This window comes from Streptomyces sp. DS1-CR2 (genome assembly GCF_055760475.1).
The window spans coordinates 3,063,463-3,076,920 of record NZ_CM147085.1 but is presented as its reverse complement, the minus strand read 5'-3'; the positions used below and the strand labels follow the sequence as shown (position 1 = coordinate 3,076,920).

Sequence of the window (13,458 nt, the reverse complement as noted above, 5' to 3'; positions counted from 1 at the left end):
CCAGGCCCCTACGCGTCGCCGCCCGCCGGGCCGGGGTCGGCCGCCGAGACGTCGAGGAGCTGGTAGCGGTCGATCGCCTGCTTCAGGACCGAGCGGTCGATCTTGCCCTCGCGGGCCAGCTCCGTGAGCACGCCCACCACGATCGACTGGGCGTCGATGTGGAAGAAACGACGGGCCGCGCCGCGCGTGTCCGCGAAGCCGAAGCCGTCCGCGCCGAGCGACTGGTACGTGCCCGGCACCCAGCGGGAGATCTGGTCGGGCACGGACCGCATCCAGTCGGAGACCGCGACGAACGGACCCTCCGAGCCGGACAGCTTCCGCGTGACATAGGGGACGCGCTGCTCCTCGTCGGGGTGCAGCAGGTTGTGCTGCTCCACCTCGACGGCCTCGCGGCGCAGTTCGTTCCAGGAGGTCGCCGACCAGACGTCCGCCCTGACGTTCCACTCCGCGGCGAGGATCTGCTGTGCCTCCACAGCCCACGGCACCGCGACACCCGAGGCGAGGATCTGCGCCGGGGTGGCGCCCGAAGTGCCCGGGCTGAAGCGGTGGATGCCCTTGAGGATGCCCTCCACGTCGACATCGGCGGGCTCGGCCGGGTGCTGCAGCGGCTCGTTGTAGACAGTGAGGTAGTAGAAGATGTCCTCGCCGTGCGGGTGCTCGGCGGTGGCGCCGTACATGCGTCGCAGACCGTCCTGCACGATGTGCGCGATCTCGAAGCCGAAGGCCGGGTCGTAGGCGACGCAGGCCGGGTTGGTCGAGGCGAGCAGCTGCGAGTGACCGTCGGCGTGCTGCAGCCCCTCACCGGTCAGGGTCGTCCGGCCGGCGGTCGCCCCCAGGACGAAACCGCGCGCCAGCTGGTCGGCCATCTGCCAGAACTGGTCACCGGTGCGCTGGAAACCGAACATCGAGTAGAAGACGTAGACCGGGATCAGCGGCTCGCCGTGCGTCGCGTACGCCGATCCCGCGGCGATCAGCGAGGCCGTGCAGCCCGCCTCGGAGATGCCGTCGTGCAGCATCTGGCCCGTCGGCGACTCCTTGTACGCGAGCAGCAGATCGCGGTCCACGGACTCGTACTGCTGGCCGAGCGGGTTGTAGATCTTCGCGCTCGGGAAGAACGAGTCCATGCCGAACGTGCGGTACTCGTCCGGCGCGATCAGGACGAAGCGCCGACCGATCTCCTTGTCCCGCATGAGGTCCTTGAGCAGCCGGACGAACGCCATGGTGGTGGCGATCGACTGCTGGCCGGAGCCCTTCTTCACGCTCGCGTACGTCTTGTCCTCGGGGAGCGGAAGCGGCTTGGACCGCACGACGCGGGTCGGCACATAGCCGCCGAGCGCGTGCCGGCGGTCGTGCATGTACTGGATCTCCTCCGAGTCGCGGCCCGGGTGGTAGTACGGCGGGGCGCCGTCCTCGAGCTGCTTGTCGGTGATCGGCAGGTGCAGACGGTCGCGGAAGCCCTTGAGGTCGTCGACCGTCAGCTTCTTCATCTGGTGGGTCGCGTTGCGGCCCTCGAAGTTGGGGCCGAGGGTCCAGCCCTTGACCGTCTGCGCCAGGATGACCGTCGGCTGGCCCTTGTGCTCCTTGGCCGCCTGGAAGGCCGCGAAGATCTTCTTGTGGTCGTGCCCGCCGCGCCCCAGGTGCAGGATCTGGTCGTCGGTCATGTTCTCGACCATCGCGCGCAGCCGGTGGTCGCCACCGAAGAAGTGGTCGCGAATGTACGAGCCGGGCTCGGTGGCATACGTCTGGAACTGGCCGTCGGGCGTGGTGTTCAGCTTGTTCACCAGGACGCCGTCGCGGTCCTGCGCGAGCAGCGGGTCCCAACTGCGGTCCCAGACCAGCTTGATGACGTTCCAGCCGGCGCCGCGGAACTGCGACTCGAGCTCCTGGATGATCTTGCCGTTGCCGCGGACCGGGCCGTCGAGGCGCTGCAGGTTGCAGTTCACCACGAAGGTCAGGTTGTCGAGGCCCTCGCGAGCCGCGATCGACAGCTGGCCGAGCGACTCCGGCTCGTCCATCTCGCCGTCGCCGAGGAACGCCCAGACGTGCGACGCGGAGGTGTCGGCGATGTCGCGGGCCTGCATGTAGCGGTTCATCCGCGCCTGGAAGATCGCGCCCAGCGGGCCGAGGCCCATGGAGACGGTGGGGAACTCCCAGAAGTCCGGCATCAGTCGGGGGTGCGGATACGACGACAGGCCGTACGGAGCCTTCGACTTCTCCTGGCGGAACGAGTCGAGCTGGCCCTCGGTGAGGCGGTCCAGGAGGTAAGCGCGGGCATAGATGCCCGGCGAAGCATGGCCCTGGAAGAAGATCTGGTCGCCGCCCGTGCCGTCGTCCTTGCCGCGGAAGAAGTGGTTGAAGCCCACGTCGTAGAGCGAGGCGGAGGAGGCGAAGGTGGCGATGTGGCCGCCGACTCCGATGCCGGGGCGCTGGGCGCGGGAGACCATCACCGCGGCGTTCCAGCGGGTCGCGTTGAGGACCTTGCGCTCGATCTCCTCGTTGCCGGGGAAGAAGGGCTCGTCCTTGGTCGCGATCGTGTTGATGTAGTCCGTGCTGCGCATCTCGGGCACGGCCACGCGCTTCTCCCGGGCGCGCTCGATCAGCCGGAGCATCAGGAAGCGGGCCCGCTCGCGCCCGCGCTCGTCGACGGCGGCGTCGAGGGAGTCGAGCCATTCCTGGGTCTCTTCGGGATCGAAGTCCGGGACCTGGCTGGGGAGGCCGCCAATGATGATCGGATTGCGATCGGATCCGGAAACCACGGTGTTCCTTCACTGTCGGTCGAGATGTGCAATGGGGCTGCGCCGCTCCCCATCGTGTACCTCGGGGGCACAATCGTCATCTCTACCGCGGGGTAAACGGAGTGATTCCCTGGGGTTCCCCGGACGGGTGCGGCCAAATCAGAACGATACGCTCATGTGGTTCACCAGTTTCGTGAGGCCGTTCGGCCGAGGTGGACGACTGTCATCCACGGGGTGGGCAAATCCGACAGATCGGTGTGGCATACATCACCGGCCTGCGGGGATCCTTGACTGAAGATGCGGTGACACCGCCTGGAACGTCACCGTTTCGGCGGTCTCGGGGGCCGGGTACTTGCGCGATCCGTCCCGCCCGTGTGGACTACCGCCAACGCTTCGCGCACGCGCGAAGCCGCAGACAACTTCGTAAACATGATCAGGAGGCAAACCGTGAGCGCGACCGCGGACCACGCGGAGGAGCGGACCAACCCTGCCGCGAGGCTGGGTTTCCAGCCCGAGCAGGTGGTCCAGGAGATCGGCTTCGACGACGACGTCGACCAGGAGCTCCGCGAGTCCATTGAGGAAGTCATCGGCAGCGAGCTCGTCGACGAGGACTACGACGACGTCGCTGACGCGGTGGTGCTGTGGTTCCGCGAGGACGACGGCGATCTGACGGACGCGTTGGTAGACGCCAGCCAGCTGGTCGACGACGGTGCCCCTGTCTGGCTGCTGACCCCGAAGACCGGCCGCGACGGCTATGTCGAGCCGAGCGACATCAACGAAGCCGCGCAGACCGCGGGTCTCTCGCAGACCAAGAGCATCAACGCGGGCAAGGACTGGGCGGGCAGTCGCCTCGTCACGCCGAAGGCGGCCGCCAAGAAGCGCTAGCCGACGAAAGACCCCAGCAGACACTCCGTGCGGCCCCCGCCGACGCCATGACGCGTCGACGGGGGCCGCACGCTTTGTCCGGGCCACACGCGAGCCCCCACGAGGGAGGACCGCCTTCGGCGCCTAGGCTGGGCCTCACCCGAACGGCTCCACGGAAGGAAAGCTTGACCATGACGATCGAGGTCGGCACGAAGGCACCGGATTTCGAGCTCAAGACTCAGCACGGCGAGACCGTCCGGCTCTCGGACTTCCGGGGTGAGAAGAACGTGGTGCTGCTCTTCTACCCGTTCGCCTTCACCGGCGTCTGCACCGGCGAGCTGTGCGCCCTGCGCGACGAGCTGCCGAAGTTCGTCAACGACGACGTCCAGCTGCTCGCCGTGTCCAACGACTCGCCGTTCAGCCTGCGCGTCTTCGCCGAGCAGGAGGGCCTCGAGTACCCGCTTCTGTCGGACTTCTGGCCGCACGGCGAGGCCTCGCGCGCGTACGGCGTCTTCGACGAGGAGAAGGGCTGCGCGGTGCGCGGCACCTTCATCATCGACAAGGAGGGCGTGGTCCGCTGGACCGTCGTCAACGGCCTGCCGGACGCCCGCGACCTCAACGAATACGTCAAGGCGATCGACACCCTCTGACCCCACAGGGGTCACAACGGCGTGCTCCGCGCATCTCTCGAGGATGTCCCGGGGATGACACCCTGGGATTCTTCGGGTGCGGAACCTGTGGCTGCCGGGAACCGGTCACTAGGATCCAGACGTTGATCCGATACCAATGCACGACGGGGCTCCCCGCCCCCGACACCAATGGGAGGACTCGTGGGAGTCAGCCTCAGCAAGGGCGGCAACGTATCGCTGACCAAGGAGGCTCCTGGCCTGACCGCGGTCATCATCGGCCTCGGGTGGGACGTTCGTACCACCACGGGCACGGACTTCGACCTTGACGCCAGCGCCATCCTGACGAACACGGAGGGCAAGGTCAGCAGTGACGCCAACTTCGTGTTCTTCAACAACCTGAAGAGCCCGGACGGCTCGGTCGAGCACACCGGCGACAACATCACGGGTGAAGGCGAGGGTGACGACGAGCAGCTCAAGGTCAACCTCGCCGGCGTCCCGGCCGATGTGGACAAGATCGTGTTCCCGGTCTCGATCTACGACGCCGAGAACCGCCAGCAGTCGTTCGGCCAGGTGCGCAACGCGTTCATCCGCGTCGTGAACCAGGCGGGCGGGGCGGAAATCGCCCGGTACGACCTCTCCGAGGACGCCTCGACGGAGACCGCCATGGTCTTCGGCGAGCTGTACAGGAACGGCGCGGAGTGGAAGTTCCGCGCCATCGGCCAGGGTTACGCCTCGGGTCTGCGCGGCATCGCGCAGGACTTCGGCGTCAACGTCTGAGCCGAGCACGACCGTATGACCGTCCGGCGTCGCACGCGAGTGCGGCGCCGGACGCGCTGGATATCTCAAGCGACATCACACCGGGGAGGACCACGATCATGGGTGTCACGCTCGCCAAGGGGGGCAATGTCTCCCTCTCCAAGGCCGCACCGAACCTCACACAGGTGCTGATCGGACTCGGCTGGGACGCGCGATCCACCACCGGAGCCGACTTCGACCTCGACGCCAGCGCACTGCTGTGCAAGGACGGACGAGTGCTCGGCGACGAGTGGTTCATCTTCTACAACCAGCTCACCAGTCCGGACGGCTCCGTAGAGCACACCGGCGACAACCTCACGGGTGAGGGCGAGGGCGACGACGAGTCGATCCTGATCGACCTGTCCAAGGTGCCGGCGTTCTGCGACAAGATCGTCTTCCCGGTCTCGATCCATGACGCGGACAACCGAGGGCAGACGTTCGGCCAGGTCAGCAACGCGTTCATCCGCGTGGTCAATCAGGCGGACGGCCAGGAACTCGCCCGCTACGACCTGAGCGAGGACGCGTCCACGGAGACCGCGATGATCTTCGGCGAGGTGTACCGGTACGGCGGCGAATGGAAGTTCCGCGCCGTTGGGCAGGGGTACGCGTCGGGCCTTCGCGGTATCGCTCTAGACTTCGGGGTCAATGTTTCGTAAAGCCGTGCGCGGAGCGGGGGAGCCCCGTCCTACCGGCGCGGGGGAGACCCGTACATATCTGATGGGGTAGCCAGTGGTTTTGAAAACCTTCGGCTGGTCGTTCGCAATAACTGCGCTCGGCCTGGTCGCGGCGGTGTTCTACGACGGATGGACAGCATTCGGGGTCGTCGCGATCCTTGCCGTCCTCGAGATCTCGCTGTCCTTCGACAACGCGGTGGTCAACGCCGGAATCCTGAAGAAGATGAATGCCTTCTGGCAGAAGATCTTCCTCACGGTCGGTGTGCTGATCGCCGTCTTCGGTATGCGGCTGGTCTTCCCCGTCGTCATCGTCGCGATCAGCGCGAAGCTCGGTCCCATCGAGGCGGTGGACCTCGCGTTCAACCAGCCCGACCGTTACCAGCAGCTGGTCACGGACGCGCATCCCTCGATCGCCTCCTTCGGTGGCATGTTCCTGCTGATGATCTTCCTCGACTTCGTCTTCGAGGAGCGCGACGTCCAGTGGCTGCGCTGGATCGAGCGGCCGCTGGCCAAGCTCGGCAAGGTCGACATGCTCTCGGTCTGCGTCGCCCTCATCGCGCTGCTGATCGCTTCGGTGACCGTCGCGACGCAAGCCCACCAGCACGGTGGTGTGCACGTCGACAAGGCGGCGACCGTTCTGCTCTCCGGAGTCGCCGGCCTGATCACGTACTTGATCGTCGGCGGCCTCTCGGGCTTCTTCGAGAACCGTCTCGAGGAAGAGGAGGAGCGCGAGCACGAGGCTGAGGAAGAGGCCAAGCGGTCCGGCAAGAAGCCCACGGCCGTCGTCCTGGCGGGCAAGGCCGCGTTCTTCATGTTCCTGTACCTCGAGGTCCTGGACGCGTCGTTCTCCTTCGACGGTGTCATCGGCGCCTTCGCCATCACCAACGACATCGTGCTGATGGCGCTCGGCCTCGGTATCGGCGCCATGTACGTCCGTTCGCTCACGGTCTACCTGGTCCGCCAGGGCACCCTGGACGACTACGTGTACCTGGAGCACGGCGCGCACTACGCGATCGGCGCCCTTGCCGTGATCCTCCTGGTCACGATCCAGTACGAGATCAACGAGGTCATTACCGGCCTCGTCGGCGTCGTGCTGATCGCCTGGTCGTTCTTCTCATCCGTGCGCCGCAACAAGAAACTCGCGGCCGCCGAGGGAAAAGCAACGGCCCCGGGCGAGAAGGCTGAGGTTTCGTCCGGGCTCTGATCCTGGAACGCTGTGAGCGGGGCGGTCTGCGAGGAGAACTCCTCACCGGCCGCCCCGTCGGCGTAACTGGACCATGAAACATGGGCACTTGGGGGCGAAATGTCCTTCTGGGACGGACTGTGGCGCGGGCGTGCGGCGGATTTCGAGTCGGGCAGCGCCGCGTCGAACTCCATCGAACTCACCAAGCGGCACCCGGTCGTCTCGCTCACCAAACAGGGAGCGGCCACCGGAAATCTGCGGATCAACCTGTCCTGGCGGATGCGGACTTCGGACATCGGCGGCCCGGAGCGCGAGAGCCTGCTGCGGCACCCCTTCAAGCTGTTCAAGCCCGATGTGGTGCAGGCCCATACGCAGAGCATGGTCAATGTGGACCTCGACCTCGGCTGTCTGTATGAGCTGACCGACGGGGAGAAGGGCGTGGTCCAGCCGCTCGGCAGCTTCTTCGGCGCGCTCAACGCGCCGCCGTACGTGAAGCTCAGCGGGGACGACCGCTTCGGCTCGGCGTCGGGTGAGACGATCTACGTCAATCTCGACCATCGCGAGTCCATCAAGCGACTGCTTGTCTTCGTCTACATCTACGACCAGACACCGGCGTTCGACCGTACGCACGCCCACGTCACGCTCTACCCGAGCAACGGCCCGCGCGTCGAGATCAGCCTCGACGAGCGCGCCCCGCAGGCCCGCTCCTGCGCCGTCGTCACGATCGAGAACGTCAAGGGTGAGCTGATCGTGCGACGCGAGGTGAAGTTCGTGTACGGGTTCCAGGCCGAGCTGGACCGGCTGTACGGGTGGGGCCTTCAGTGGGGCCGGGGGTACAAGTCCAAGGTCGGGGAGCGCTAGGTAGGCATTTTCGGCGGATCAGGGGCCGAGGCCCTGTTCCGTCGCCCGATCCGGCTCCGAGTCGCCCGGGGCCGGTCGCGGGCTCAGTGTGAGATGAACTGGGGGCCCTGCGGCGGCAGGGCGAAGTTCGGGTCGGGCAGTGGCTGCACCGGCTGCGGATAGCCGTACGCGGGCTGCGTCGTCGGTACCGGCATGACCAGCGGCGCGGGCTGCGTGGGCGCCGCGGGCGGGTACCCGTACGAGGGCTGGGAGACGGGCTGGGGCGCGGGCTGAGGGAGCGACGCGGCGATGGGCTGCTGCGTGGGCGCCTGCGGATACCCGTAGCCCGAACCCGCATCCGACCCCGAGCCTGATCCCCAATCCGACCCCGGCCCCATGAACGAGGTGTCGGGGGCCGGAGGCGGGAACGACGGCTCGGCGGCCGGCATCGGGCCCGGAGGCGACGACGCCTGAAGATCCGGCGCCGGCTCCGACTCGTCCACCGAGATGCCGAAATCGGTCGCCAGGCCGACCAGACCGTTCGAGTAGCCCTCGCCCAGGGCCCGGAACTTCCAGCCCTCACCGCGCCGGTACAGCTCGCCGCAGATCAGCGCCGTCTCGGCGCCCGTCTCCGGCTTCACGTCGAAGAGGGCGAGGGGCTCGCCCTCCGCGGCCGCGGCGTCGTAGATCAGGATCCGCAGGGCGGGTACACGGTCGAAGGGGACGTCGTCCGCCGAGGCGACGAGGAGGACGCGGCCGACCTCGGGGCCGAGGCCCGCCAGGTCCGACTGGATCGTGTCGGTGAGTCCGTCGGCGACACGCTTTTTGCCGAGCCGCCAGACCTTGCCCGAGGGGTGCCGGGGCTGGTTGTAGAAGACGAAGTCCTCGTCGGACCGTACGCGACCGTCGGGGCCGAGGAGCAGCGCCGAGGCGTCGACGTCGGGCACGCCCTGGCCGGTGGCCCAGCGCAGCACGGCGCGGACCGCCGTGGCCTCGAGCGGGACGTTCGACCCCTTCAGCATCGCGTGCGTCATGCGGTCATCCTGCCTTCCCTGACCTGGCCAGGACAACGCGGGGGCCCGAGACTGTGGAACCGAGGGACATACTCGACATGGGTGGGTTACCTGAATTTCATGCCCGGTGGGAACCCTTGACATGGGTCCCTACGTACTATTACCGGCCACTTAAATTCGGGCCAGAGCGGCACGACGGGGGAGTCTCATGCGTCATTTCGGGCATATCGCCCCTGAGGTGCGGCAGCATCTTTTCCACCGGGAGCCCGGTGACTTCACCGCGGACTCGTCGCCCCGCAGGCTCGCGGCGGCCCTCGGGGCCACGCTCTACAGCCCGGCCACGCGGCCGCGCCTCGCCGACGACGTCCTCAAGCAGGCGGGCCGGGGTGTCGTCTCGATGGTGCTGTGCCTGGAGGACTCGATCGACGACGCCGAGGTTGCGGACGCCGAGGAGAACCTGGTCGCGCAGTTCACCGACCTCGCGGCCCGGCCGGACGTGCGGCCTCCGCTGCTGTTCGTCCGCGTCCGCGCCGCCGGACAGATCACCGAGCTCGTCCGCCGCCTCGGCCCCGCCGTGCGGCTGCTGTCCGGATTCGTACTGCCGAAATTCACCGAGGAGCGGGGCGTGCCGTTCCTGGAGGCGCTCTCCGCCGCCGAGGCGGCCACCGGGCGGCGCCTCTTCGCGATGCCCGTCCTGGAGTCGCCCGAGCTCCTGCACCTGGAGACGCGGGGCGACACCCTCGCCGGGATCGCCCGCACCGTCGACAAGTACCGCAACCGCGTCCTGGCCCTGCGCCTCGGCGTGACCGACTTCTGCTCCGCGTACGGGCTGCGCAGGCCGCCGGACATGACCGCGTACGACGTCCAGATCGTGGCCTCCGTGATCGGGGACGTGGTCAATCTGCTCGGCCGGGCCGACGGCACCGGCTTCACCGTGACCGGGCCCGTCTGGGAGTACTTCCGTCACCAGGAGCGGATGTTCAAGCCGCAGCTGCGCCGCAGTCCCTTCCAGGAGAGCCGGGCCGTCGAGCTGCGCCAGGCCCTCATCGAGCACGACATGGACGGCCTGCTGCGCGAGATCGAGCTGGACCGGGCCAACGGCCTGCTCGGCAAGACCTGTATCCACCCGTCGCACGTGATGCCCGTGCACGCGCTGTCCGTGGTCAGTCACGAGGAGTACGGCGATGCCCAGGACATCCTGCGGCCCGAGCGCGGCGGCGGTGGCGTCCTCAGATCCGCGTACACGAACAAGATGAATGAAGTGAAGCCGCACCGGGCCTGGGCCGAGCGGACCCTCCAGCGGGCGGAGGTCTTCGGCGTCGCCCGTGAGGACGTCGGCTTCGTGGAGCTGCTCAACGCCGGCCTGCCCGCGTGACGAGCGCGCGAGTCATGATGAAAGCAACGAAAAGGGGCGAAGTGGTCTGGTCGGGGACATGGGTCGCACAGCGGCTCGGGGTCGAGCTCGTCGGTGACGAGGAGATATCCGGGCTGCTGGGCCTTGCCCTGCGCCGCAATCCCAAGCGGGCCCATCTGCTCGTGTCGAACGTCCTAGGCAAGCACGTGCCCCAGTCGCCGGCCGTGGTCTGGCGCGCCGGGTACGACCTCGGTCTGCGGGTGCGCGAGCTGCTCGGCGACGACGCGGCGCGGCAGGCGGTCGTGCTCGGATACGCCGAGACGGCGACGGGTCTCGGGCACTCCGTCGCCGACGGCCTGGGCCTCGCGCCCTATCTGCACTCGACGCGGCGCCCCGTCGACGGGGTGGCGCGCGCGGGCGGCTTCGAGGAGTCCCACTCGCACGCCACCTCGCATCTGCTGCTGCCGGAGGACCCCCGGCTCCTCGCGGGCGACGGGGCGCTCGTCCTCGTCGACGACGAGTTCTCCACGGGCAATACGGTCCTCAACACGATCCGCGCCCTGCACGAGCGCTACCCGCGCCGGCACTACGTCATCGTCGCCCTCGTCGACATGCGTTCGCCCGGCGACCGGGGCCGCCTGGCCGACTTCGCCCGTGAGATCGGCGCCCGCGTCGACCTGGTCGCGTCGGCGTCCGGCACCGTGAAGCTCCCCGACGGCGTCCTCGCCAAGGGGCAGGCGCTCGTCGCCCACCACGAGTCCCTCGCCGAGACCCAGGCGGAGCGCACAGGGCCGGGCAGCGAGCCGCCCACAGGGCCGGGCAGCGAGCCGGGCAGCGTGACCCGCGTGGACCTCGGCTGGCCCGCGTCCGTGCCCGACGGAGGCCGGCACGGCTTCACGCCGGAGCACCGCGCGGCGCTCGACGCGGCGCTCCCCGCGATGGCCGCCCGCCTGAGCGCGCCCCTAGGGGACGCCCGCCGCGTACTCGTCCTCGGTTTCGAGGAGCTGATGTACGCGCCGCTCGCCCTGGCCCGCGAGGTCGAGAAGGGCACGCGGGCGCAGGTGCGCTACTCCACCACGACCCGTTCGCCGGTCCTCGCCGTCGACGACCCCGGCTACGCGATCCGTACCCGACTCGTCTTCCCCGCCCACGACGACCCGGCCGACGGGCCGGGCGAGCGCTACGCGTACAACGTCGCGGGCGGTGACTTCGACGCGATCGTCGCCGTCGTCGACTCCACCGCGGACACACCCCAACTGCACGCCCCCGATGGCCTGTTGGCGCGCCTCGCCGAGCACGCCCCGCGCGTGCTGCTCGCCGTCGTGCCTTCCTACGTCCCCCAGGGGACTGCCCCCGAAAGGCCCCCCGTGTCCCCCACGCTCCCCGAGCCCCTGCGCGGCCCCGCCTTCTCCTCGTACGCGCCCGACGAGGTCGGCTGGCTGCTCCAGGACCTCTCGGACGTCGAACTGGAGGCGCCGACCGAGGAGCGCGAGGAGGCGATACAGGGCGGTGGCGCGCACTACGCCGAGTCGCTGCCCGTCGAGTACCAGCCGAGCGCCGAGTACCAGGCGCTGTTCCAGTCCGCCCTCGACGTCTCGGCCCCGCGGATCGCGCAGGCGGTCGGCGTCGTGACCGAGACCGTGCTCGCGGAACGGTCCCCGCGTCCCGTGCTCGTCTCGCTCGCCCGCGCCGGGACGCCCGTCGGCGTGCTGATGCGCCGCTGGGCGCAGGCGCGGCGCGGCCTCGACCTGCCGCACTACGCCGTTTCGATCGTCCGCGGCCGCGGCATCGACGCGAACGCGCTGCGCTGGCTCGCCGCCCACCACGACCCGGCCGATGTCGTCTTCGTCGACGGCTGGACCGGCAAGGGCGCGATCACCCGCGAACTGGCCGAAGCACTCAAGACCCATCAGCGACATGAGGGCGGCCCCGGGTTCGACCCGGAGATCGCGGTGCTCGCCGACCCCGGGTCCTGCGTGCGCACCTACGGCACCCGCGAGGACTTCCTCATCCCGTCCGCGTGCCTCAACTCGACGGTCTCCGGGCTGATATCGCGTACGGTGCTGCGCGCCGACCTCGTCGGGCCGAACGACTTCCACGGCGGCAAGTTCTACCGCGAGCTCGCGCAGGCGGATGTCTCGACACACTTCCTCGACACCATTGAAGCCTGCTTCGACGAGGTCGCCGACGCCGTGGACACCCAGGTCAAGGAGATGCTCTCCGCCGACCGCACGCCCACCTGGGAGGGCTGGGCGGCCGTCGAGCGGATCAGTGAGGAGTACGAGATCCACGACGTGAACCTGGTGAAGCCCGGCGTCGGCGAGACGACCCGCGTGCTGCTGCGCCGTGTCCCGTGGAAGATACTCGCCCGCACGGGCGCCGGCGCCGACCTCGACCACGTACGCCTGCTCGCCGAGCAGCGCGGGGTACCGGTCGAGGAGGTCGCCGAACTCCCTTACACCTGCGTCGGGTTGATCCACCCGAAGTACACCCGGGGCGCAACCGGCGCGGACGGCAAGGCGGTGGCCGCGAAGTGAGCGCCACGCCCGTCACCCTGGTCGCCAGTGACCTCGACCGCACCCTGATCTACTCCGCCGCAGCCCTCGGCCTGTCCATGCCCGACGCGCAGGCGCCGCGCCTGCTGTGCGTCGAGGTCTACGAGGGCAAGCCCCTCTCCTACGTCACCGAGGACGCGGCCGAGCTGCTCGGCGAACTCGGCCGCAGCGCTCTCTTCGTCCCGACCACGACCCGCACCCGTGAGCAGTACGGGCGCATCCATCTCCCGGGCCCCGCAGCGCAGTTCGCGATCTGCGCCAACGGCGGGCACCTGCTGGTGGACGGCGTCTCCGACCCGGACTGGCGGGCCGCTGTCGACGAGCGGCTGGCCGCGGAGTGCGCGCCGCTCGACGAGGTGAGGGCGCATCTGGTGCGGACGGCCGATCCGGCGTGGCTCCTGAAGGAGCGCGTCGCCGAGGACCTCTTCGCGTATCTCGTGGTCGAGCGGTCCCTGCTCCCGGAGGGCTGGGTCAAGGAACTCGCCGTCTGGGCGGAGCCCCGCGGCTGGACGGTCTCCCTCCAGGGCCGCAAGATCTACGCCGTCCCGAAGCCGCTCACCAAGAGTGCGGCCATGCACGAGGTGGCCCGCCGCTCCGGCGCCGACCTCATGCTCGCGGCCGGCGACTCCCTGCTCGACGCGGACCTGCTCCTCGCGGCCGACCACGCCTGGCGCCCCGGCCACGGCGAGCTGGCGGACGCGGGCTGGACGGCGCCGCACGTCACGGCCCTGGAGGACCGGGGCGTCGCGGCGGGCGAGACGATCCTGCGGGAGCTGGTCGAGAGGGTCCGGCAGCCGCGTCCGTACCCCTAAGGGA

General features: G+C 69.0%; 11 protein-coding genes. 9 read left to right on the top strand and 2 right to left on the bottom strand.

Features of this window, described 5'->3' with window-relative positions:
• Window positions 1-8: 8 nt before the first annotated feature.
• Entirely contained in the window at window positions 9-2,756 is a 2,748-nt protein-coding gene (gene aceE, locus ACY0PA_RS15295) for a pyruvate dehydrogenase (acetyl-transferring), homodimeric type (protein WP_473085144.1), read from the bottom strand.
• A gap of 426 nt (window positions 2,757-3,182) precedes the next feature.
• On the opposite strand from aceE, the gene ACY0PA_RS15290 reads away from it, so the two are divergent.
• From ACY0PA_RS15290 to ACY0PA_RS15265, 6 genes are all read left to right on the top strand, one after another.
• The gene (locus ACY0PA_RS15290) at window positions 3,183-3,620 is read left to right on the top strand and encodes a DUF3052 domain-containing protein (RefSeq protein WP_100591937.1); all 438 of its coding nucleotides are present in this window, start codon (window positions 3,183-3,185) and stop codon (window positions 3,618-3,620) included.
• Window positions 3,621-3,790: 170 nt separating this feature from the next.
• A complete protein-coding gene (locus ACY0PA_RS15285) occupies window positions 3,791-4,249 on the top strand; it encodes a peroxiredoxin (RefSeq protein ID WP_100591938.1) in 459 nt (152 codons plus the stop codon).
• 180 nt (window positions 4,250-4,429) lie between these two features.
• Complete coding sequence (locus ACY0PA_RS15280; protein WP_473085143.1) at window positions 4,430-5,005, top strand: TerD family protein; 576 nt, start codon at window positions 4,430-4,432, stop codon at window positions 5,003-5,005.
• A gap of 98 nt (window positions 5,006-5,103) precedes the next feature.
• The gene (locus tag ACY0PA_RS15275) at window positions 5,104-5,679 is read left to right on the top strand and encodes a TerD family protein (protein WP_100591940.1); all 576 of its coding nucleotides are present in this window, start codon (window positions 5,104-5,106) and stop codon (window positions 5,677-5,679) included.
• Window positions 5,680-5,752: 73 nt separating this feature from the next.
• Window positions 5,753-6,901 (top strand): DUF475 domain-containing protein, encoded by a 1,149-nt coding sequence (locus ACY0PA_RS15270; protein ID WP_473085142.1) that lies wholly within the window; start codon window positions 5,753-5,755, stop codon window positions 6,899-6,901.
• 99 nt (window positions 6,902-7,000) lie between these two features.
• Window positions 7,001-7,741, top strand: coding sequence for a TerD family protein (locus ACY0PA_RS15265; RefSeq protein ID WP_100591942.1), 741 nt, complete (start codon window positions 7,001-7,003; stop codon window positions 7,739-7,741).
• An 83-nt stretch (window positions 7,742-7,824) separates the two neighbouring features.
• On the opposite strand, the gene ACY0PA_RS15260 is transcribed toward ACY0PA_RS15265, so the two are convergent.
• Window positions 7,825-8,754: a TerD family protein gene (locus ACY0PA_RS15260; protein WP_473085141.1), complete on the bottom strand. Its 930-nt coding sequence runs from the start codon at window positions 8,752-8,754 to the stop codon at window positions 7,825-7,827.
• A 187-nt stretch (window positions 8,755-8,941) separates the two neighbouring features.
• Here ACY0PA_RS15260 and ACY0PA_RS15255 point away from each other — a divergent pair, with 187 nt between their 5' ends.
• From ACY0PA_RS15255 to ACY0PA_RS15245, 3 genes are read left to right on the top strand one after another with little or no spacing between them, the layout of a single operon-like run.
• Window positions 8,942-10,108: an HpcH/HpaI aldolase/citrate lyase family protein gene (locus ACY0PA_RS15255; protein WP_473085140.1), complete on the top strand. Its 1,167-nt coding sequence runs from the start codon at window positions 8,942-8,944 to the stop codon at window positions 10,106-10,108.
• Window positions 10,109-10,122: 14 nt separating this feature from the next.
• Window positions 10,123-12,624: a phosphoribosyltransferase gene (locus ACY0PA_RS15250; RefSeq protein WP_473085139.1), complete on the top strand. Its 2,502-nt coding sequence runs from the start codon at window positions 10,123-10,125 to the stop codon at window positions 12,622-12,624.
• Window positions 12,621-13,454 (top strand): HAD family hydrolase, encoded by an 834-nt coding sequence (locus ACY0PA_RS15245; protein WP_473085138.1) that lies wholly within the window; start codon window positions 12,621-12,623, stop codon window positions 13,452-13,454. Before ACY0PA_RS15250 ends, ACY0PA_RS15245 begins: the two co-directional genes overlap by 4 nt.
• Window positions 13,455-13,458 lie beyond the last annotated feature (4 nt).

Coding starts and splice junctions, on each gene's coding strand:
- ACY0PA_RS15260 (WP_473085141.1), bottom strand. CDS start 8,754: ATGACGCACGCGATGCTGAAGGGGTCGAACGTCCCGCTCGAGGCCACG.
- ACY0PA_RS15250 (WP_473085139.1), top strand. CDS start 10,123: ATGATGAAAGCAACGAAAAGGGGCGAAGTGGTCTGGTCGGGGACATGG.
- ACY0PA_RS15285 (WP_100591938.1), top strand. CDS start 3,791: ATGACGATCGAGGTCGGCACGAAGGCACCGGATTTCGAGCTCAAGACT.
- ACY0PA_RS15255 (WP_473085140.1), top strand. CDS start 8,942: ATGCGTCATTTCGGGCATATCGCCCCTGAGGTGCGGCAGCATCTTTTC.
- ACY0PA_RS15275 (WP_100591940.1), top strand. CDS start 5,104: ATGGGTGTCACGCTCGCCAAGGGGGGCAATGTCTCCCTCTCCAAGGCC.
- ACY0PA_RS15265 (WP_100591942.1), top strand. CDS start 7,001: ATGTCCTTCTGGGACGGACTGTGGCGCGGGCGTGCGGCGGATTTCGAG.